The sequence below is a fragment of the Nocardia sp. NPDC004573 genome, assembly GCF_053602135.1.
Map to the genome: position 1 here is coordinate 36,071 of NZ_JBSGDA010000019.1, position 19,107 is coordinate 55,177.

At 69.8% G+C, this 19,107-nt stretch carries 20 protein-coding genes; 7 read left to right on the forward strand and 13 right to left on the reverse strand.

All coding sequences use genetic code 11. The annotated features are described in order from the left end of the window. Window positions 1–173: 173 nt before the first annotated feature. From ACWEKR_RS25710 to ACWEKR_RS25720, 3 genes are all read right to left on the reverse strand, one after another. Window positions 174–911 (reverse strand): energy-coupling factor transporter transmembrane component T family protein, encoded by a 738-nt coding sequence (locus ACWEKR_RS25710; RefSeq protein WP_452356639.1) that lies wholly within the window; start codon window positions 909–911, stop codon window positions 174–176. Then, window positions 911–3,028 carry an ATP-binding cassette domain-containing protein gene (locus ACWEKR_RS25715; RefSeq protein ID WP_452356640.1) on the reverse strand — a complete coding sequence of 706 codons (2,118 nt, stop codon included), beginning with the start codon at window positions 3,026–3,028 and terminating at the stop codon, window positions 911–913. Before ACWEKR_RS25715 ends, ACWEKR_RS25710 begins: the two co-directional genes overlap by 1 nt. A gap of 75 nt (window positions 3,029–3,103) precedes the next feature. Continuing rightward, window positions 3,104–4,570: a flavin-containing monooxygenase gene (locus tag ACWEKR_RS25720; protein WP_452356641.1), complete on the reverse strand. Its 1,467-nt coding sequence runs from the start codon at window positions 4,568–4,570 to the stop codon at window positions 3,104–3,106. An 84-nt stretch (window positions 4,571–4,654) separates the two neighbouring features. Between ACWEKR_RS25720 and ACWEKR_RS25725 the strand changes: the two genes are divergently transcribed. Further along, window positions 4,655–5,716, forward strand: a complete 1,062-nt coding sequence (locus tag ACWEKR_RS25725; RefSeq protein ID WP_452356642.1) for an AraC family transcriptional regulator — start codon at window positions 4,655–4,657, stop codon at window positions 5,714–5,716. Here ACWEKR_RS25725 and ACWEKR_RS25730 read toward each other — a convergent pair. From ACWEKR_RS25730 to ACWEKR_RS25740, 3 genes are all read right to left on the reverse strand, one after another. Continuing rightward, a complete protein-coding gene (locus ACWEKR_RS25730; RefSeq protein ID WP_159843374.1) occupies window positions 5,713–6,390 on the reverse strand; it encodes a phosphodiesterase in 678 nt (225 codons plus the stop codon). The genes ACWEKR_RS25725 and ACWEKR_RS25730 overlap by 4 nt on opposite strands. Window positions 6,391–6,456: 66 nt before the next feature. After that, entirely contained in the window at window positions 6,457–7,242 is a 786-nt protein-coding gene (locus tag ACWEKR_RS25735) for a metallophosphoesterase (protein WP_452356643.1), read from the reverse strand. 168 nt (window positions 7,243–7,410) lie between these two features. After that, a complete protein-coding gene (locus tag ACWEKR_RS25740; protein WP_195085630.1) occupies window positions 7,411–7,848 on the reverse strand; it encodes a MarR family winged helix-turn-helix transcriptional regulator in 438 nt (145 codons plus the stop codon). A 51-nt stretch (window positions 7,849–7,899) separates the two neighbouring features. Here ACWEKR_RS25740 and ACWEKR_RS25745 point away from each other — a divergent pair, with 51 nt between their 5' ends. Next, window positions 7,900–8,499, forward strand: a complete 600-nt coding sequence (locus ACWEKR_RS25745; RefSeq protein ID WP_452356644.1) for a TIGR03086 family metal-binding protein — start codon at window positions 7,900–7,902, stop codon at window positions 8,497–8,499. Between the two features lie 369 nt (window positions 8,500–8,868). Next, window positions 8,869–9,033: a hypothetical protein gene (locus ACWEKR_RS25750; protein ID WP_452356645.1), complete on the forward strand. Its 165-nt coding sequence runs from the start codon at window positions 8,869–8,871 to the stop codon at window positions 9,031–9,033. 63 nt (window positions 9,034–9,096) lie between these two features. Here ACWEKR_RS25750 and ACWEKR_RS25755 read toward each other — a convergent pair whose 3' ends face one another. The 5 genes from ACWEKR_RS25755 to ACWEKR_RS25775 form a co-directional block, all read right to left on the reverse strand. After that, window positions 9,097–9,864 carry an RluA family pseudouridine synthase gene (locus ACWEKR_RS25755; protein ID WP_452356646.1) on the reverse strand — a complete coding sequence of 256 codons (768 nt, stop codon included), beginning with the start codon at window positions 9,862–9,864 and terminating at the stop codon, window positions 9,097–9,099. Window positions 9,865–9,902: 38 nt separating this feature from the next. Beyond that, window positions 9,903–10,913 (reverse strand): adenylate/guanylate cyclase domain-containing protein, encoded by a 1,011-nt coding sequence (locus ACWEKR_RS25760; protein WP_195085627.1) that lies wholly within the window; start codon window positions 10,911–10,913, stop codon window positions 9,903–9,905. 286 nt (window positions 10,914–11,199) lie between these two features. Then, window positions 11,200–12,153: a type IV toxin-antitoxin system AbiEi family antitoxin domain-containing protein gene (locus tag ACWEKR_RS25765; protein WP_452356647.1), complete on the reverse strand. Its 954-nt coding sequence runs from the start codon at window positions 12,151–12,153 to the stop codon at window positions 11,200–11,202. Between the two features lie 88 nt (window positions 12,154–12,241). Further along, complete coding sequence (locus tag ACWEKR_RS25770; RefSeq protein WP_452356648.1) at window positions 12,242–12,865, reverse strand: TetR/AcrR family transcriptional regulator; 624 nt, start codon at window positions 12,863–12,865, stop codon at window positions 12,242–12,244. Between the two features lie 5 nt (window positions 12,866–12,870). After that, the gene (locus ACWEKR_RS25775) at window positions 12,871–13,227 is read right to left on the reverse strand and encodes an SPW repeat domain-containing protein (RefSeq protein WP_195085624.1); all 357 of its coding nucleotides are present in this window, start codon (window positions 13,225–13,227) and stop codon (window positions 12,871–12,873) included. Between the two features lie 217 nt (window positions 13,228–13,444). Here ACWEKR_RS25775 and ACWEKR_RS25780 point away from each other — a divergent pair, with 217 nt between their 5' ends. The 3 genes from ACWEKR_RS25780 (at window position 13,445) to ACWEKR_RS25790 (ending at window position 16,771) form a co-directional block, all read left to right on the forward strand. Then, on the forward strand, window positions 13,445–14,641 hold the full coding sequence (locus ACWEKR_RS25780; RefSeq protein WP_452356649.1) for an NAD(P)/FAD-dependent oxidoreductase: 1,197 nt from the start codon (window positions 13,445–13,447) through the stop codon (window positions 14,639–14,641). 258 nt (window positions 14,642–14,899) lie between these two features. Next, window positions 14,900–15,661 carry a glutamate racemase gene (locus ACWEKR_RS25785; RefSeq protein ID WP_452356650.1) on the forward strand — a complete coding sequence of 254 codons (762 nt, stop codon included), beginning with the start codon at window positions 14,900–14,902 and terminating at the stop codon, window positions 15,659–15,661. 372 nt (window positions 15,662–16,033) lie between these two features. After that, window positions 16,034–16,771: a DNA alkylation repair protein gene (locus ACWEKR_RS25790; protein WP_452356651.1), complete on the forward strand. Its 738-nt coding sequence runs from the start codon at window positions 16,034–16,036 to the stop codon at window positions 16,769–16,771. Between the two features lie 70 nt (window positions 16,772–16,841). Here the strand turns inward: ACWEKR_RS25790 and ACWEKR_RS25795 are convergent, their stop codons facing one another. Together ACWEKR_RS25795 and mftR2 are read right to left on the reverse strand one after the other, a co-directional pair. Beyond that, window positions 16,842–17,897 carry a 2Fe-2S iron-sulfur cluster-binding protein gene (locus ACWEKR_RS25795; RefSeq protein ID WP_452356652.1) on the reverse strand — a complete coding sequence of 352 codons (1,056 nt, stop codon included), beginning with the start codon at window positions 17,895–17,897 and terminating at the stop codon, window positions 16,842–16,844. Between the two features lie 61 nt (window positions 17,898–17,958). Beyond that, window positions 17,959–18,597, reverse strand: coding sequence for a mycofactocin system transcriptional regulator MftR2 (gene mftR2, locus ACWEKR_RS25800; RefSeq protein ID WP_195085619.1), 639 nt, complete (start codon window positions 18,595–18,597; stop codon window positions 17,959–17,961). 397 nt (window positions 18,598–18,994) lie between these two features. On the opposite strand from mftR2, the gene mftA reads away from it, so the two are divergent. Beyond that, entirely contained in the window at window positions 18,995–19,093 is a 99-nt protein-coding gene (gene mftA / locus ACWEKR_RS25805; RefSeq protein WP_452356685.1) for a mycofactocin precursor MftA, read from the forward strand. Window positions 19,094–19,107 lie beyond the last annotated feature (14 nt).

Consider the following 19,107-nt stretch of genomic DNA (forward strand, 5'->3'; position numbering starts at 1 on the left):
TGGCACGGCTGCGCGATCGGGGTCGGCGGCTACCGTCCGACGCGTAGAAGCGAGCACGCGCTGCCTAGGTCTTCGATCGGAGGTTATCTCACCTGATATCAGTCGTTTTGCAAACGGGCAGCAAATCTTCTCGGCCGAAATGTGGCTGGAAACACCGCTTCGCGGGCCTGCGCTCAGAGCAGCAGGTGCAGAGCGATGCAGCCGAGGCAGACGCCGACGACCAGCACGAGCGCCAGAGCGTCGCGCAGGCCCGGTGCGCTGGGATGGGCGGTGAGCTGTCCGGTGCCGCCGCGTGCGGTGATCGCCTCACCCAGTTCGCCCGCCCTGCGGGTGGCGACCGCCATGGCCGCGGTGAGGAGGTCGATGAGCGGGTTGTCGGCGGCGCGGGCGAGCACGCCCTCCTTGGGGCGCAGGCGCCGAGCGGCGCGCAGCACCCGGATCTCCTCCATGAGCAACGGCAGACCGCGGAGGGTCAGTGCGACGACGACCGCCCATTCGTCCACCGGCATCCGCAGTCGGCGCAACGGCGCGCCCAACTTGGCGAGGGCGGGTGCGATGTCACCCATCGGCGTGGTCCACGCGATGAGGAAGGAGGCCGCCACCAGGATCAGTGTGAACGTCGCGATCTGCGCGTAGCGCAGCACCGCCGCACCGCCGACGGGCGCCGTGAGCAGGCCGCCGAGGACGAACAGCGCCCAGAACCACCAGGGCAGTCGCGGCAGCGTGCCCAGCGGCAGCCGCGCGAGGACGCCCACGAACACCAGGAACGCCGTCATCACCCCGAGCACCGGCCAGGACGGCAGGAACATCAGCACCAGGCTGATCAGGAACACCCCGATCATCTTGGTGCCCGCCCACAGCCGGTGCACGGGACTGCCGACGGGTACCTGGCGCAGCAGCACTGTGCTCATCATCGACCTCCGTGATCGAAGCGCCAGGCCGCTTCACCGGGCGCGCGCAGCGCTCCGGAATCGGCTTGCGCGGACGCCCTGCTCGGCCCAGGCGTTGGCGCCCACGCGGACTCCGCGCTCAGGATGCGGCCCGATCGCAGGTGCACCGTGCGGTCACACACCGCCGCCATATCCGCCACGTCGTGCGAGATGACGATCAGCGTCAAGCCTGCGTCCCGCAGCCGCGCCAGCAATTCCACGATGTCGGCCCGGCCCTCCGGATCGAGACCGGCCAGCGGTTCGTCGAGCACGACCACTTGGGGATGGCTGGCCACGATCGCGGCGAGCACCACCCGTTTCGCCTGGCCGCCACTGAGTTCTTCGATCGAGCGCGCGGCCAGCGACCGGTCCAGCCCGACCGCGTCCAGCGCGCGCCCGACCGCGCCGGAGCCCGTGGCGCGCCCGCCCCAGTCCCCGATCTCCGCGCCGACGGTCTGCTTCTGCAATTGCAGGCGGGAATGCTGGAACGCCAGCCCGACCGCGCCGATCTGCTTGCCGACCGGCTTACCGCGCAGTTCGCATCGGCCGGAGATCGGTTCGATCAAGCCCGCCACGATCCAGGCCAGAGTGGACTTGCCCGACCCGTTCCCGCCGACGACCAGCAGCGCTTCGCCCTGGCGGACGGACAGGTCGACGCCGTGCAGCGCGGGCGCTTCCCACGGCGTCGCGCGGTTGTAGGTGTGCCGGACATCGCGCAGTTCGAGGATCGGCTCGCCCATCGGCCTGCGGCGCGCGGCACGCGCCGGGCGGGGCCACGCGGGCAGGTGCGCGACCGAGCGTCCCCCCGCCAGGTGCACGACCCGGTCCGCGGCCGCGGCGTCGGCTTCGTGGTGGGTCACCAGGACCACGGCCATAGGATGCCGCTTCGGCAGGCCTGCGAGCAGTTCCACCAGTTCCCGGCGTCCGTCCGGATCGATCATCGAGGTCGCCTCGTCGGCGATCAGCAGGGCGGGCCGCCGGGCCAGCGCTGCCGCGACCGCCAGCCGCTGCTGCTGTCCGCCGGAGAGCGTGGCGGTCTCCTTGCCGCCCATCCCGGCCAGACCGACCTCGCTCAGCAAGCCCTCGACGTCCACCTCGGCGGCGAGGTGCGCGGGCAGCCCCCACACGACGTCGTCGGCGACGAGCACGCCGAGGGTCTGGCTCTCCGGTCGCTGCAAGACCAGCGCCGTGCCACCGAGTTGTCCCAGTCCGGCCGAGCCGGGGCGCCGCACCGAGCCCGAGGTGGGCGGTAGCCCGGCCAGCACACGGGTCAGCGTCGATTTGCCCGAACCGTTGTGGCCCACCACGGCGACGAATTCCCCGACCTCGACGGTCAGATCGACGCCGCTGAGCGCGTCGCGCGCGGCGCCGGGGTAGCGGAATCCGGCATCGCTCAGCGTGACCGGCAGCGGCGCGATGGGCCGATCGTCGGGCGGCGCTGCGAGCCGGTCTTGTCCGGGCAGCCAGTCCAGCCGGTCGAGCACCGAGCCCAGGACATACCAGGAGCACACCCCGGTGGCCAGCATGCCGAGCGCGATTCCGCCGCCCACCCAGAGCCACCACGAGCGCAGCACGGCGTCGGCGAGGTCTGCCACGACTTGCCCGAGCGAAGCCAGACCCACTCGGCCGGCGAGGTCCTGCAAGCCGCGCGAGCCGTTGCGGATGTTGTCGAACACCAACTCGCGCGCACTCGACATCGCGAGCAGCGACCCGACGGCGAGCGCGGCCCAGGCCAGTCCGGCCAGCAGCGAGAGGCCGAGCACGGCGACGAGGCCGCCGCCGCGCCGCTTGACGGTCCCGATGATGGCGCCCATGGTGGCCGAGGCCACCAGCACCGTCGCCGAAGCCAGTCCGGCCGCGACGAAGGTGACCAGCGTGGCGGCGATGGTCGCGGTGACCAGCGCTCGCGCTCGGAAGCGGTGCGCGATCAGCCCGATCGGGACCGCGGCGACCAACTGCAGTGCGCCGGCGAACGGAACCACCGAGCCGATGGTCACCAGCCCGACGGTGGCTCCGCCCAGCACGGCGCCGGTGGCCAACTCGAGGGGCCGCAGCGGCCCGCGTTCGGCCGATGCGCCCGGACGGGCCAGTTCATTCACAGCACAAGTCTGCCAGCCCGGCGGGTGATGCCGGGCGGAGGCGAATCCGAGCGGGCCCGCGAGCCGTGCGATCGGTCACGCGACGGGGGTGATCGTGTAGTGGCCTGGATCGAAGCGCCGGGTGCGGCGACGGTAGCTGGTCTGCGAGCCCGGCCAGTTGTTGGTGATACGACCGGCGGCATTGCGGTACCAGCTCGAGCAGAAGTTCCACGGGGTGCGGGCCAAGCGGCGCTGGAGCGCGGTGTTGTAGTCCTCCTCCGACTCCGCGCGGACCTCGACACAGTGGCGGGGGTGGTCGGCCAGCCACTGCACGGCTTGACGGATGTAGCGGGTCTGCGACTCGATCATGTAGATGATCGAGCCGACGCCGAGATTGGTGTTCGGCCCGTAGACCAGGAAGAGGTTCGGGAAGTCCGGCACCGTGATGCCGTAATACGCATGCGCGCCGTCGGCCCAGGCGTCGGCCAGCCTGCGGCCGCCGCGGCCCCGGATCTCCATCGGCCAGAGGAACTCCGTGCCCTTGAAACCGGTGCCGTAGATGATCACGTCCACCTCGTGCGTCGCGCCGTCGGCGGTGCGCACGCCCTGCGGCGTGATCTCGCTGATCGCGGCCGTCTCCACCCGTACGTTCGGTTGGGTGAGCGCGGGATAGTAGTCGTTGGAGAACAGCGCGCGTTTGCACCCGATCGGGTAGTCCGGGGTGAGTTTCGCGCGCAGCTGCGGATCCTCGACCTGCTCGGCCAGGTGCCGGGAGGCGATGCGGGCCACCCAGCGGGCGATGGCGGGGACCTCGACCAGCCCGAGGGAGACGAATTCCGCGATCGACCACCACCCGAACCGTTCGGCCAGCAGCGCGCCCGGCACCCGTGCGAACAGGTTGTGCTGGATCGGCGAGTAGTCGGTGTCGAACTTGGGGATCACCCAGGCCGGTGTGCGCTGGAACAGCGTGAGGTGGGCGACTTCGGGCTGGATCTCCGGGATGTACTGGACGGCGCTGGCCCCGGTGCCGACGCAGGCGACGCGTTTGCCCCGCAGGTCGACGTCGTGGTCCCACTCGGCGGAGTGGAACGACGGGCCCGCGAAGGTGTCGATGCCGGGTATGGCGGGCAAGGACGGACGCGACAGCTGGCCCACCGCCGAGATCAGCACGTCCGCGATCCGGCTGTCCCCGTCGGCGGTGCGGACGGTCCATCGGCCGGTGGCGTCGTCGAATTCGGCGTCGGTGACGCTGGTGCCGAAACGGATCGCCGACAGGATGCCGTGGCGTTCGGCGACACCGCGCAGGTAGGCGTGGATGGCGGCGCGGCCGGAGTATCGCTGCGGCCAGTCCGGCTTGGGTTCGAACGAATACGAGTACAGCGGGGACGGGACGTCGCAGGCCGCGCCGGGGTAGGTGTTCTCCCGCCACACCCCGCCGAGGTCGGCGGCCCGCTCCAGGATGGTGATGTCGTCGAAGCCGTTGCGCCGCAGCTCGATCGCCATGCCGATACCGCCGAAGCCCGCGCCGATGACGAGGATCGACGGCCGATCGCGCCCTGTCATGTGAGACTCCTCACTCCGACCGTAGATGACTCCACTGTAGAGCCGCCGTGTCATCGCATAGAGAAATTCGGCCATAATGTCCGCGTGGAACGGGTGCAGGATCCGGATATCCGCGATTGGAATTTTCCGCGCGGCGTGGCCAGCGTGGCGCTGATGGTCGGCTACGCGGCCGAACACGGCGTGCCCGCGGCGCGGATGCTGCACGGCACCGCGCTCGGCGAGCAGCAATTGCGCGATCCGGACGCGCAGATCGACGCGCACACCGAACTGGCGGTCATCCGCAATCTCGTCCGCGAACTCGGCGACCGGCCCGCGCTGGGCGTGGAGGTCGGCCGCCGCTACCGGATCACCACCTTCGGCATCTTCGGCTTCGCCTGCGTCAGCAGCCCGACACTCGGGGAGGCGATCAGTTTCGCGCTGCGCTACCTCGATCTCAGCTTCACCTTCTGCATACCGGTGGCCGAATGGGGCGAAAGCGAGTTCGTCGCGGTGGTACACGACGAGTCGGTGCCGACGGACGTGCGCCAGTTCCTGGTCGAACGCGACGTCACCGCGATGCATCAGGTGATGAGCGACCTGCTCGGCACGCGCCTGCCCTTGACCAGGGCCGAATTCCGTTTCCCCGAGCCCGCTTACGCCGAGCGGATCGCGGAGGTCACGCTCGTGCCGCCGGGTTTCGGCATGCTGCGCAACCTGTTCGCCATCGAGCCCATGCTGTTGGAGAAACCGCTGCCGCAGGCCAACGAGCACACTTGGGCCATGTGCCTGGCGCAGTGCCGGGAGCTGGTGCACCGGCGCAGGGCCCGCACCGGCATCGCGGCCGAGGTGCGCGAACGTCTGGTGCCGCGCGGCGGAGCGGACGGATTCGCCGCCCCGCCCGGCATCGACGCCGTGGCGAACGATCTCAACATGAGCACTCGCACGCTACGGCGGCACCTCGATGCCGCGGGGACCAGCTATCGCGCATTGCTGGATGAAGTGCGGCGCGCTTTGGCGGAGGAAATGCTCACGGCGACACCGCTATCGGTGAGCGATGTCGCGATCCGTCTCGGCTATGCCGAAGCTTCGACCTTCATCTTCGCGTTCAAGCGGTGGACCGGTAACACCCCGGCGGCCTACCGCCGTGAACGCGCCGTCCGGCGTTAGGTCTCCTCGCCCCGACCGCTCCTGCTGCCGGTATAGGCCAGCTCGCGGATTTTGCCGATGGCCTTGGGAAACAATTCCACCTCGGCCGGGTGGTTGAGCATCGGGTCGAAGTAATCCGTGCGGTACTCGGCGGTTTCGGCGAGCCGCAGCGTGAGTTCGGCGACCCGCCAAGTCGGCCCGCCGAGGCGGCCCGCGGTGAGTGTGAAGCTGACCAAGTCCTCGTCCAGGTGAGCTTGCATCGCCTCGAGCGACGCGGACGAGGGCTGGACGCTGTCCGGCTCGGCGAAGAACCAGGTCGGCGCGGAATTGCCGATTCGGTAGGGCATCAGGCAGCCGTATCGGGCACTGGCCCAGCCGCGCGCCGGGGTGATCACCAACCGGCCCAGCGGTCCCCGGCCGGTGGTGGCCAGCGCGAAATCCCAAGGCTGATCGTCTCGGTCGAGCACGCGGAACGCCAGGCCGAGCACGTCGGGCAGGCCGTCGGGCAGGCCGATGCCCTTGGACACCCGCGCGATCACCGCGCGATCACCGCCCCCGAACAGCGGCTCGAACTCGGGCTCGGCATGCAGACGACCGGCCAGGTGCAGGCCCGCAGGATGGAAAACCCGCGCATGCCGGATCCGCGCACCGGTCGCGAACGCGGTCCTCACCACTGCGGCTGGTAGGTCGACCATGGTGGTCCTCCCGGGTAGGCGTCGTGTGCCTCCCGATTGCCCCGGCTCGCACCGGGTAAACCGCGCTCAGGCCGGTTGCACGCCGATCCGGCCGCCCATCGGAACCGTCCGGAAATGGGTGGTCAAGCGGTAGTCGTCAGCGAAGACGTGCAGCGCGACCGCCGGGTCCGGCGCGTAGTCCATGACGTGATCGGGCGGGTCGAGTTCCCATTCCCCGCTCAGGACCGACGCGGTGCTGGGAGCCACCAGCAGCGGGCGGCCGCCGAATGTGGTGGTCGCGGCGGAATGCGCGTGCCCGGTGAGCACGGCGGCGATTCGGTCGTCACTCGCCACCAGGTCGGCGAGCCGCTGCGGATCGGCGAGGGAGATCCCGTCGACGATCGGGCTGAACAGGTGTGCGGGCGGGTGGTGCAGCGCGAGCAGGATCGGCTTACCCGTCGGCGCCCCGCCGAGCACCTCGCGCAGCCAGTGGTAGGTCTCGTCGGACAAGCGTCCGCCCGGCTCCCCGGGAACGCTCGAATCCAGCAGTGCGACGGTGAGATCGCCGATGCGGCGCACTTGGTTGATGGGGGCGCCGGAGGATGGCTCGCCGAGCAGGGCGGTACGGAAGCCCGCACGGTCGTCGTGGTTGCCGGGGAGGGCGTACACCGGGATGTCGGTGTCGAATGCGAGCTTGGCCTCTGCGTACTGCTCGGGTTTGCCGGAATCGGTGATGTCGCCGGTCACCAGGATGGCGTCGGGCCTGCGGCGCAATCCGGCGAAGTAGTCCATCACCCGTCGTACCCGCTCGGCGTTGCGGGCGCCGAGATCGAAATGGGTGTCGCTGACCTGAGCAACCAGGATCATCGGCATTCGCTTTCGCTAGGGTTCGCTGCATTGCGTCAGAGGGTGCGCGGGTCGCGTCCGCCGCACGTCATCAGGCTAGTTGACCTGCGTATACCGCGTCGCCATGACGCTCGCCACCGGGCGGAGGGCACTGATCGATTTGTGCCCTAAGTCACAATGCGATCGGATTGCGGGTCAGAATTCGGAGCGTTCGGCCACCGAGTCGGAGAGCGTGCGCAAGGCGCGCAGGAAGACACGGCGGTCCGCTGCGGGGAGCCGCTCCAGCAGCCGCTCCTCGCCGGCCTGGATGTCACGCTGGGCTCGGTCGCGCAGGTCGCGGCCCGCGTCGGTGAGCGAGACCAGGTTGACCCGCCGGTCCGCCGGATCCGGTTCGCGGGTGATCAAGCCGCGGCGCTGGAGTTCGTCGAGCACGCCGATGATTCGGGTCTTGTCGGCGCCGATCGCCTTGGCCAGCGCCGCCTGGGTATAGACGGGCTCGCCGCCGAGGCCGAGCAGCACGACGTAGCCCCACATCGACAATTCGTGGCGCTCCAGGATGGGCAATTCGGCGGCGATGAGCGCCCGCCCGAGCGGTGCGATCATCGCGGCGAGATCGGGGCGGGCGGACGGCATGGGTCAACGATACTGCTTGGCAAATAGTAAGCTCGATCCTATGATATGCAAATGATTACTAATTCCCTGGAAGATTTGCGCGACCGACATGCCCGTTCTGTTCGGCTGAGCGTGGACGCCGTCTCCCGCGTGCGCGCCGATCGGCTGGACGCCGAAACCCCCTGCGCCGGTTGGCGTCTTCGTGACCTGCTGGAACACATGATCGCGCAGAACCACGGGTTCGCCGCCGCCGCGCGCGGCAGCGAGGACACCGAGGTCTGGAGCGTCCTCGCCTCCGCGGATCCGGTCGCCGACTACCGCGCTTCGGCCGACGACGTCCTCGCCGCCTTCGCCGCCGAGGACGTCTTCGAGCGCGAGCTCCTGCTGCCCGAAGTGACCGATCAGCGGATTCCCGCCACGCGGGTGATCGGCTTCCACCTCGTGGACAGCGTCGTGCACGCCTGGGACGTCGCCCGATCGATCGGAGAGACCGTCACCGTCGACCCCGACGTGGCCGCCGCGGCGCTGGCAATCTCCCTCGCCGTTCCCGACGGCCCCGAGCGCTCGGCCCCCGGCGCGGCTTTCGCCCCGGCGCTGTCCGTCCCGGACCGAGCGCCGACCCTCGACCAGATCCTGCTGCTTCTCGGTCGCTCCCCGAACTGGCCGAACTGATTACGGTTGTCTCCGCACGGCTGTGCTACCGGCCATGCGCCCTCGGTGATCTGCCTGGGGACGACTGTGGACGATTCGCGAGCCGATGTTCACCGCTCCGGTTCCTCACGCTGCGCAGGGGCGACAGCCGGGCGAAGCGGCGGGTTGCCGCGACCTCGGTGCGTCGTGACCCGGCCCGCCGCCCGGTTCGGTCCAGGCGCTACGCACCGGTTGGCGGGCAGCGACTTCGAATGCGCGCCGGAGGTTCCCTCGGTCCGGTCGCGAGCCAAGGGTGCCGGCCGGTGGGCTACCGAAAGCGCACTGAGGGATCGGCACCGTCGGGTATCGGCCGGCTGGCCGTCGATTCCCCGCCGGAAGGCGCTGAACTCGATGCGCGGGCAGCGGCGCGCCGATGTCCCCGACGCGGAGGAGATCGCGCGATTCCGCGGCAAGGTGCGCACCAGCGCCGACTCGATCCGGCGCGAACTCGAGCACGGCGGCCGTCGAACCGCATCCGGTGCGTCGTCCACAGCCGAGACCACCCGGAGGCGGTAGGCGCTCTCGGCACACCGACCCCGTTCGCAGATGCGGAGACGACCCGGGGCGGTGGGGAACGCGCTAGCCGAGGGTTCGCAGCACGTCGGCGGCGTGGTGGAGGGCGGCCGGTTCGGCGGATGCGTCCAGCGGGCGCCAGAAGTCGGCGTCCGGCTCGGCGGTCAGCATGAGTTCGGGCGGGGTGCGCCACGATGCGGTCAGGCCCAGCCGCCAGGAGTGCAGGTAGGCGCGCGGTTCGGCGCCGGAGCGGTCGAACAAGGGATCGCCGACGATCGGATGCCCGGTCCAGGCCAGGTGGACGCGAATCTGGTGGCGACGGCCGGTAACCGGGCGCAGGGCGAGCACGGTGTGCGCGGGGCCGCGCAGCACCGTGACGAAACGGGTGAGCGACGGGTAGTTCTTGGCGGGCAGCAGGTCGGCGTCATCGACGAACCAGCGGCCCCCCTCGTGCCGGATGCGTTCTCGCGGCGCCGCGATCCGCACCCGGTTCTTGCGTCCCACGCTGAGCGGCAGATCGAATACGCCGGTATCGGGCAGGCCGGTGGCGGCGACGACGGCCAGGTACGCCTTGTCCGCCGTCTGCTTGTTGAACTGCCTGGTCAGCTCGCCGTGGGCGGGCAGTTCCTTCGCGAACAGGATCAAGCCGGAGGTCACCTTGTCGATCCGGTGCACCGGATACAGTGTTTCCCCCGCGGCGGCCGCCAGTTCGACGAGATCGGTGTCGTGCCGCTCACCGGTGACGGAGATGCCGGGGGGTTTGCGCAGGGCCAGGATCGCCGCGTCCTCCTCGACCAGGCAACCTGCGCGCAACTGTGACCAATCCTTGTCCACCGGACGAGCCTAGGGCGGCGGGTGGCGGGCGGTGTCGGCTACCTGCCGTTCTTGCCGTTGCGGCGCAGCAGATGCGGGCGCAGGCGGTTGAAGCCGCGCACGCGCACGCTGCGCAGGTGCTTGATGGTGAAGGCCGGGTCGCCCTCCAGGGCGGCGGCGGCTCCGTCATCGATCAGGACGGTGCCCGGTCGCGCGACGCCGGTGAGCCGGGAGGCGATGTTCACGACCGAGCCGTACAGGTCGCCGAAGCGTTGCAGTACCGGGCCGTAGGCGAGTGCGACGCGCAGGTCCGGGGTACCGCCGACCATCATGGTCGACTCCTGGATGGCCAGCGCGATGCGCGCGGCCTCGGTGGCGGTCTCCGTGGCAAACATGACTTCGTCGCCCACGTTCTTGATCACCCAACCGCCGTTCTCGGTGATGGCGGCGGTGGTGGTGGATTCGAACGCCTCCAGCAGCATGGACAGCTCGTCCGGATGCAGATGCCGGGTCAGCCTGGTGTAACCGACCATGTCGGCGAAACCGATGGCCAGTTCGCGCACGGACTCACCCGCGCTGGTCCCCGGGTCGAGCGAGCGTGACAGCGCCGCGGCGAGATGGCGCCGCCACGCATAGGTGTTCAGCTCCTCCAGGGTGGCGATGGCGCCTTCGGTGGCGGTGCGCACCGTCTCCTCGGGGTCGGCTCCCGGGTCGGCCCGGGCGATGCGCTCCTCGATCTCCGCCAGCACCAGGTCGACCTGCCATTCCGCCAGGCGCGCCATGCCCTGGCCGAGCGTGCGGGCGGTCGCCGACTGCTGCCGGGTGTCGGCCGAGGACAACACGGTCAACTGCTCGAAGTTGCGTACCGCCGTGACGTCGGCATCGGCATAGTCGACCGCGTCGTCACCGATGCTCGACGGGAAACCGAGCGCCGTCCACAATCGCCGCGTGAGCGCCGTCGTCGTCCCCGACTGCTCGGCGACCTCGGTGCGGTTGTACCGCCGCGCTCCGGCGAGCAGATAGGACTCGACGACCGAGCGCACCAATTCGGACCTATCGGTAGGCACCATGATCCGTACCTTACGGGCCGGATCCGGCCGCTCGGCTTCCATTGGGAGGGTTCACATACCTTCGCGCATCCCATGTCGATTCCGGTACCGCACCGCAGGCGCCCAGCCCCCGCGACCCGTTCGGGGCGCCGCCGCAGGCCGGTCCCGGTTCGGTGCGTTCGCCCACGCTCGCACTCCGGTGCCCAGCGGGATCTCGTCGCCTCTTGCTCCATCCCCCTCCGCGTCCGGAGTGACCACACGGTGCGGCGACGACCGGTTTTCGGCTTCACCGGGTCGGTGCGCAGAGTCATGGCTTGGGCGTTGGGGTCCAGTAGCCGGAGCGTTGGTTGTCGGCGGCGGCGCGGACGGCCGCGTGTAAGCGTGCGACCAGGCGGGCGGGAGCGGCGAGGTCGTCGCCGGTCCACCGGACGACCGCCCAGCCGAGGGCGCGGAGCCGGTCTTCGCGCTCCTTCTCCGCCGCGACCACCCTTTCGACGGAGAATGCGCGGGAACCGGTTCGACGGTCGCTCCGCGTGCCGAACTCACCGATCACGCCGAGCTCGGGGAACAGGAAATCGACGCGGCCGACGCAGATTTGGTCGTCGGAGAAGACCCGTGCTTGTACCTGCGGGGCGGGGAAACCGGCTCGGTGCAGCAGGATCCGGCTGCGCGACGCGCCTGCGCTCGTGCTGCGGCCGTCGAGGAGATCGAGGACGAGGGCGGCCCGGCGACATCCGGGACGGTGCCGGGCCCGGCGGAGGTGTTCCCGCAATTCGGCGGTGGTGGTCAGGCCCTGGCGCAAGGCGGAGTCCCCGAGTGCGACCGATTGGTCGAACCCCTCAGAGCGGGCGATGTCGAGCACCGTCCGAGCCGGAGTGGTCACTCGAATGTCATCGACCAGGGTGACCTCGTCCGGTTCGACCTGGGCCGAATGGACCACGACCCGTCTGCTCAGCCGCCCGCCGTTGATCCGATTCCTGGTGAGATGGACGCGGTCGAGCGCAATGCCCCAGGTGGTCATCCCGTGCAGCACCGCCGCCGAACAGTGGCTCGTGATGGCGGAGTCGGACGTGGATTCGGCGGTCGCCAGCGTCATCAGCAGATGCCGGCCGGTGGCGCCGAGCGCGGAGCCGGGCGCGTTCAGATAGTGCCCGGCGCGCAGCCGCTGCCATTGCCCGGAGTTGCACAGCCCGCGCAATGCCTTGTCGGACAGTCCGGAGGCCAGCGCTTGCCTGCGCGAGATCAGTTGCGGTGTTTCCATACCGACGATCGTGATCGACCGGCGGCCGCGAGACACCCGGCCGGGCAGCGTATGTGCACAACCCGTGGGCTGTGCAGAACTCGCGGGGTCAGCCCAGTTGGGTCATCCCGGCCGCGACCACCTGGGCCACGTTCAGCACTTCGTCGGCGGTGGGCAGCGGCACGCCGTCGAGCGCGTGCAGCCGGTCGGTGCTGGCGATGGCGAACATCGCCGAGACCCAGGCCGCGGCGCACGCGCGCAGGGTTCCCGGCCGGACCGGGGCCGGGGCGCTGGCCTGCAGCACCTTGGCCGTGACCTCCAGCAACTGGTCGCGCAGGCGGCGCAACTGTCGTCGCACGTCCGGATGGGTATCGGCCTCCCGCCACAGGATCACCCGCAGCACCGACGAGTGGTGGTCGCGCAGGTTCAACGCGGCGTCGAGGTTGACCAGGCTCGCCGCCGGGTCGCCCGGGGCCACCACCGTGCCGATGTCGTCGATCGGCTGGGCGGGAATCCGCTCGGACATCAAGGCGGACAGGATCGCCTCCTTGGTGGGGAAGTAGTAGAAGACGAGTCCTTTGGGGACCCGGGCCGCGGCGGCGATGGCCGCCGTCGCGGTGGCGTCGTATCCCTGTGCCGCGAAGAGCTGCTCCGCGGCGTCGAGAATGAGCTGCCGGGCGTCACCGTCGGCTTTCGCGCTGCGGCGACGCCCGGCGCGGCGGGTTTTCGGCATCTGCATCAGTGATGCGGAGCCATGTCGTGCAGACGTCCCGACACGGTCGGCAGCGCCGCCACCGCGACCACCGCCGTCACCACCCCGACTACCCATGCGGTCCAGGATGCGCTGCGGTACTCCGTGAAGTCCATGACCCACGGGGAAAGGAACAGCAGGACGCCGAACAGGCCCATCGCGTAGTCCGCCGCCGCCATCTCGGGGCGGGCCATCTGGGCCAGACCGGTGAGCGCGATGAGCACGCCGAGCACGATCAGCGACCACATGGCGTTGTCGTTGGTGTCCACCCAGAGGGGGGACAGCGCGGCGAAGGCTCCGAGCACGACAGCGAGGAAATCCTGCGCGCGGCTCTCGGTGAACATGGGTACCTCCTCAGGCTGTGAGTGTTGCTGTCCTCGGTATAACCCTGATTGACCGCCCGATCAATATCGAAATGAATACGATTGCGCGGCTGTTGCTGTCCCGCTTCGGCGTGATTGCTGTCACAGAGGAATAGACCAAGCAGAGGTTAGGGTGGGCTTTCGTCGCGCCGCCGGTTCCGTGGAATCGGCCGCTGGGTTCCAGAGAAGGGATGGCCGGATGACCGCGCCGATCGTGATCGTCGGAGCCGGCCTCGCCGGCCTGCGCACCGCGGAGGAATTGCGCCGCGCGGGCTATGCCGGTGAACTCGTGCTCCTCGGTGACGAGTCGCGGTTGCCGTACGACCGGCCGCCGCTGTCCAAGCAATTCGTGCGCGGCGAAACCGACGACACCACGCTGCGTCCGAGCGAGTTCTACGCCGAGAAGCAGATCGATCTGCGATTGAGCACCGAAGCCGTCGGGGTGGACACCGCCGCCCGCCGCCTCCGCCTCGCCGACGGCACGACTCTGGACTACGACCAGCTGATCATCGCCACCGGCCTGCGCCCGCGCCGCTTGCCCGGCCTGCCCGAGTTCAGCGGCGTGCACGTGCTGCGCGGCCATGCCGACGCCGTCGCCCTGCGCGCTGATCTGGCCGCCGCCGCGACGGCGCTCGTCGTCGGCGCGGGCTTCATCGGTTGCGAGCTCGCCGCGAGTTTCCGGGCGCAGGGAGTGGACGTCGTGCTGGTCGAACCGCAGGCGACGCCGCTGGCCTCGGTGCTCGGCGCGGAGGTGGGCGAATTGGTCGCGCGGATGCACCGGGCGGAAGGGGTCGATCTGCGCTGCGGCGTCGGCGTGGACACCCTCCTCGGTGACGACGCGGGGCGGGTGCGCGGCGCACGCCTGTCCGACGGCGCGGAGGTGGCCGCCGATCTCGTCGTGATCGGGGTCGGCTCGCGGCCGGTGACCGAATGGCTGAGCGAATCCGCGATCGCGCTCGCCGAACCGTCGGCCGGCGGCGGCGTGCTCGCCGACGAGGTGGGCCGGACCTCCGCCGAAGGCGTGTGGGCGGTCGGCGACGTGGCGGCCTGGCTGCACGAAACCGGTTTGCGCAAGCGTGTCGAGCACTGGACCAACGCGGGGGAGCAGGCCAAATTGGTGGCCTGCGCGCTGCTGGGGGCGCAACCGCCCACGGCTGCTCGCGTCCCGTACGTCTGGAGCGACCAGTACGACGTCAAGATCCAGGCCCTCGGTACCCCGGGCGCGACCGACGAGGTGCACATCGCCGCCGACGACGGTCGCAAGTTCCTGGCCTACTACTCCCAGAGCGGCAACCTCACCGGCGTCGTCGGCGCGGGCATGACCGCCCAGGTGATGAAGGCGCGCGCCAAGATCGCGGCGAACGCTCCGGTGACCGAATTGCTCGCGCCCAGCTGACCGCGTGCCGGGGACGGCGCGGACACTCGGACCGGTGCGGTCGGGTGCCGAGAAGCAAATAGATCTGCGATCGAGCACCGAAGCCGTCGGGTGAACATGGACGATCGCTTGTTCGGGGGCACTGGCCTCCCGTCGCACTGCGGCAGTGGGAACTCCGCGCCGGGGCGTGCGGCAGGCGTGCCCGCGGCTGTTGCGGAGCGTGCGCCCGGGGCGTGCACGGTATGCGGGGGCGTCATGCGGCTGTAATACGGTGGTGCGGTGATCGTCGCGCTCATCGACTCGGGTCTGGGGTTGCTGCCCACCGCCGCTTGGTTGCGCAAGTTGCGGCCCGATGTGGATCTGCTGCTGCAACTGGACCCGGAGGGCGCGCCGTGGGGGCCGAAGCCGGAGGACTGGGTGGTCGAGCGCGTGGTGAACGCCGCGCGGACCTCGCTCCGGTCGGGCGCCGAGGTGATCGTCCTGCCGTGCAACACCGCCAGCGTCACGGCGTTGGAGCACGTGCGCGCCGACGTCGGGCCCGACGTGCCGGTGATCGGCACCGTGCCCGCCATCAAGCCCGCGGCGGCCGTCTGCCGGTCGGTGGCGGTCTGGGCCACCGCGGCGACCACGGCGAGCCGGTATCAGGCCGACCTGATCGCGAAGTTCGGCGGGGACGCCGACGTGGTGGGAGTGGCTTGCCACGGATTGGCGGACGCGATCGACCGCGGTGATCTGGCCGCCGCCCACGAAGCGATCGCAGACGCCGCGGAGCGAACGCCGCCGGACGTGGAAGGCGTGGTGCTCGGCTGCACGCACTACCCCCTGGTGACCGACGCGATCGTGGCAGCGCTGCCGAACGGCGTCCGACTGTTCGACAGCGCGCAAGCCGTTGCCGCGCAGACCATTCGGCGCATCGAGGCACTGGGGCGCCGGAGCACCGGCAACGGCGAGGTCAGGGTCCTGAACGGCGGACGCCCCGGTGCGCTGCCCGCCAGTGCGGCCGCCTTCGAGTCGGGACGGGTCCTCGGCGCGCTGGGCTGATGCGCTGCCCGGTATCGCGTTCGCGTCGCTGCGGATCCGCGCCACGCCGACGGTCGTGCCGGGACGATGGGATGTCGAAGCGCGAGACGCCGAAGTGAGCGCCGTAGCGGCCGGTGCCCGCTGCTGCGCAGCCGAGGCCGTCGGCGCGCGGGCGGCCGCGGGAGGACTCCGCCTGATCCGGCCGTGCGGCGGCGGCTTTCCGCGTCACTTCCGGGTGTGGACCGGTCTCGCCGAGATGTCGTAGCCCGCCGGTACCGTCCGTCGTAATCGCCTCGACAGAGGTATCCGTCGCGACCGGGCCCGGCGCGGCGCCAGTCCTGGTGACATCATTCCTCTCGCGCGCAGCGCAGACCGGAACAGGAGCGTGGTTCGATGAGCGACTCGGTGACCGCTGCCGATGTGCAGGCCGCGCTGCGGGAGCTGGCGAATCCGGCCGATGCGGCGAACCTGCAGCGGTTCTTCAAGACCGGACCGGGCGAGTACGCCGAGGGTGACGTGTTTCTCGGGGTCCGGGTCCCGGCGAGCCGCGGTGTCGCGAAACGCTGTGCGGCGCTCCCGCTCGACGAGATCGACCGGCTGCTCGACAGTGACGTGCACGAGGACCGCTTCACCGCGCTGGTGATCCTGAACGCGCGCTTCGCCGCCGCGTCCCGGCCACGCTCCTTCGACGACGCCGCCCGCGCGGCCATGGTGGAGCTGTATCTGGCGGCCGTGCGTCGCGGCCGGGTGAACAACTGGGATCTCGTGGACGTGTCCGCGGAGAACGTCGTCGGCCCCTGGCTGCTGGACAAGCCGCGTGACCTGTTGTTCCAGCTGGCGCGGGCCGAGTCGCTCTGGGAGCGGCGGGTCGCGCTGCTGTCCACTTTCGCGTTCATCAAGGCGGGCGACGCCTCGACCACCTTCGCGCTGAGCGAACTGCTGCTCGGCGACCGCCGCGATCTGATCCAGAAAGCGGTGGGCTGGATGCTGCGCGAAGTCGGCAAGCGCGTCGGCCGCAGCCTGCTGACCGAGTTCCTCGACCGGCACGCTCCGGCCATGGGGCGTACCGCGTTGAGCTACGCGACCGAGCATCTGCCGCCGGAGATTCGCGCCGACTACCGCGCGCGATAAGTCACCGCAATCGATCCGCTAATGGCGCGAATTGGGCGAACGCACAATTGCGATCGAAATGCCGGTTCGCTCAGAACTGGATCTTCAGGTGGTCGGTCACCGGATGTGCCTGGCAGCCGAGGATGTAGCCGTTCTCGATATCCTCCGGGTCGAGGATTTCGGCGTTGTCCATTTCGACCTTGCCCTCCAGCACCGTGCAGGCGCACGAGCCGCATTCGCCTTCCTGGCAGGAATAGGGCACGTCCAAGCCCTTCGCCAGCATGATGTCCACCAGCGTCTGCTTGCGCGGCCACTTCAGCTCGTGCACCTCGCCGTCGAGTTCGACCTCGACGGTCGCCGCGTCGGCCGCCTCTTCGTCGGAGACCTCCACCGGCGCCTGATCGGCGAACGGATCGCCCGCCAAGGAGTTGAACACCTCCGCGTGCGTGCGCGAGCGGGGGACGCCCAATTGTGCGAGCGCGTCGTGCACCCGGTCCATGAATGGCTTCGGACCGCACATGAACGCGTCATAGCCGCGATACGGGGCGACGAGAGTGGCCAGCGCGTCGGCCGTGGGCAGGCCCTGCAGATACTCCAGCCAGTGGATCACGGTGAGACGCTGCGGATGCTTGTCGGCCAGCTCGCGCAGCTCACCGGCGAAGATCACCGACTCGTGGTCCCGGTTGGCGTAGACCAGCACGATGCGGCCGGTGCCGCGGGCCAGCGCCGATTTGAGGATGGACATGACCGGCGTGATGCCGCTGCCCGCGCCGAACAGCAGCAGGTCCTCGTCCAGATCCTTCGGGGTGAAGACGCCCGAGGGCGGCAGCACCTCGATCCGGTCGCCCGCTTTGACGTTGTCGCACACCCAGTTCGACCCGTAGCCGCCCTCGGTCCGCTTGACGGTCACCTTGGGGCGGTCGTCGGTGTGGGGCGAGCTGGCCAGCGAGTAGCACCGTGCCACCGAGCCGGTCCGCTCGCTGGGGATGCGCAGGGTGAGGAATTGCCCGGGTTGGTAGCGGAACTTCTCGGCCAGCTCGTCGGGAACGTCGAAGACCAGCGAACGGGTGTCGGCCGTCTCGGTGATGACCGCGGACACCCGCAGCACGACCGAGCGCGAGCCGTGGGGAACCTCGACAGTGGTCATGTCGTCCTCTCGAACCTGGCACGGGCGAGCCGCGACGCAAAAACTAGAACGTGTTTCAGTTTCATCGTACGTCGGGCGTCGCCTGGCGGACAAGCTGAGCCTCCAGACCGGCGATCAGCACCTCCATGCCGAAGTCGTAGGAGTACCGTCCGCGCAGGTCGCCGATGTACCGCGTGGCCCGCTCGACCACGGGGGGCAGCGTGACATCGGCCGGCGCCGAGCGGTCGCGTGGATTCACCCGGCTGCGGCCGAACAAGTAGGTGTGGATGGTCGCGTAGGCGGCCAGTATGTTTCGGTCCCCGAAACCGGCCTCGTCGAGGATGTCCATGATCGCGGCGATCAGATCGAGCTGTTTGCCGAGCATCTGCTCGATGAGGATGTCACCGAGGCCGGGATACTTGCGCAGCTTCTCGTCGATCTGGTCGACGAGATCGCGCAGCCGGTGTTGCCATGGTCCCGATTCCGCTGGTGGAGTGCGCACTCCGGTCAGCGCGGCGCTGGCGACGAGGTCGAGCAGCTCCCGTTTGTCGGCGACGTAGTAGTAGGGCGCCATGGGGGAGACGCCGAGTTCGCGGGACAGTCGCCGCATCGACAGTTTCTCCACGCCGTCCTCCCGCACCACCCGCAGTGCGGCCTCGACGATCTCGGACTCCGACAGGGTTCGATTCGTGGTGCTCGCGGGCCCTCCGTGGTTACGCAAGCTTCCGCCTCCGGGCCTGGCGCTCGCACCGCGTGCGTTGCCGCCCCCGTTCGCCTGCATTCGTCCGACTCCCATGCCACCTCGACCACCGCGGGCGTGTGCTGCCCGTCACATTCTGTTCAGCTGCTTGCAATGCGCAGTCTAGAGCGCCGGGTATCGGTGCCGTCGCCGCCTGTTGCACTCGGCTCGCTGCCGAACACCCGGTCGAGCGCGCCGTGCGGCCGCCGGACCTGCGGGCCACCGATTCGATGGCTGAAACCTGTTCTTTTGTCAGTTGATGACGTTATTGTGTGGGCACGGACTGCGCCGTGCAGTCCGCACACGGATCGTCCTCGCGGAGGTAGCCATGCCGGAATACGGGTCCATCGGGCACGCGGAAACCGACAACACCGGACGGATGGAGACCGCCGCCGCGCGGTCGGCCGAAGAGGCGCCGCTGATCGAGGAGACCCTCATCGAAGAGGTGTCCATCGACGGCATGTGCGGCGTCTACTGACGGGCGGTCGACGA

Bases quoted from the DNA above. Each gene is read 5' to 3' on its own strand.
- ACWEKR_RS25710 (WP_452356639.1), bottom strand. From the start codon at position 911: ATGAGCACAGTGCTGCTGCGCCAGGTACCCGTCGGCAGTCCCGTGCAC.
- ACWEKR_RS25720 (WP_452356641.1), bottom strand. From the start codon at position 4,570: ATGACAGGGCGCGATCGGCCGTCGATCCTCGTCATCGGCGCGGGCTTC.
- ACWEKR_RS25730 (WP_159843374.1), bottom strand. From the start codon at position 6,390: ATGGTCGACCTACCAGCCGCAGTGGTGAGGACCGCGTTCGCGACCGGT.
- ACWEKR_RS25735 (WP_452356643.1), bottom strand. From the start codon at position 7,242: ATGCCGATGATCCTGGTTGCTCAGGTCAGCGACACCCATTTCGATCTC.
- ACWEKR_RS25740 (WP_195085630.1), bottom strand. From the start codon at position 7,848: ATGCCGTCCGCCCGCCCCGATCTCGCCGCGATGATCGCACCGCTCGGG.
- ACWEKR_RS25745 (WP_452356644.1), top strand. From the start codon at position 7,900: ATGATTACTAATTCCCTGGAAGATTTGCGCGACCGACATGCCCGTTCT.
- ACWEKR_RS25750 (WP_452356645.1), top strand. From the start codon at position 8,869: ATGCGCGGGCAGCGGCGCGCCGATGTCCCCGACGCGGAGGAGATCGCG.
- ACWEKR_RS25760 (WP_195085627.1), bottom strand. From the start codon at position 10,913: ATGGTGCCTACCGATAGGTCCGAATTGGTGCGCTCGGTCGTCGAGTCC.
- ACWEKR_RS25765 (WP_452356647.1), bottom strand. From the start codon at position 12,153: ATGGAAACACCGCAACTGATCTCGCGCAGGCAAGCGCTGGCCTCCGGA.
- ACWEKR_RS25770 (WP_452356648.1), bottom strand. From the start codon at position 12,865: ATGCCGAAAACCCGCCGCGCCGGGCGTCGCCGCAGCGCGAAAGCCGAC.
- ACWEKR_RS25775 (WP_195085624.1), bottom strand. From the start codon at position 13,227: ATGTTCACCGAGAGCCGCGCGCAGGATTTCCTCGCTGTCGTGCTCGGA.
- ACWEKR_RS25780 (WP_452356649.1), top strand. From the start codon at position 13,445: ATGACCGCGCCGATCGTGATCGTCGGAGCCGGCCTCGCCGGCCTGCGC.
- ACWEKR_RS25790 (WP_452356651.1), top strand. From the start codon at position 16,034: ATGAGCGACTCGGTGACCGCTGCCGATGTGCAGGCCGCGCTGCGGGAG.
- ACWEKR_RS25795 (WP_452356652.1), bottom strand. From the start codon at position 17,897: ATGACCACTGTCGAGGTTCCCCACGGCTCGCGCTCGGTCGTGCTGCGG.
- mftA (WP_452356685.1), top strand. From the start codon at position 18,995: ATGGAGACCGCCGCCGCGCGGTCGGCCGAAGAGGCGCCGCTGATCGAG.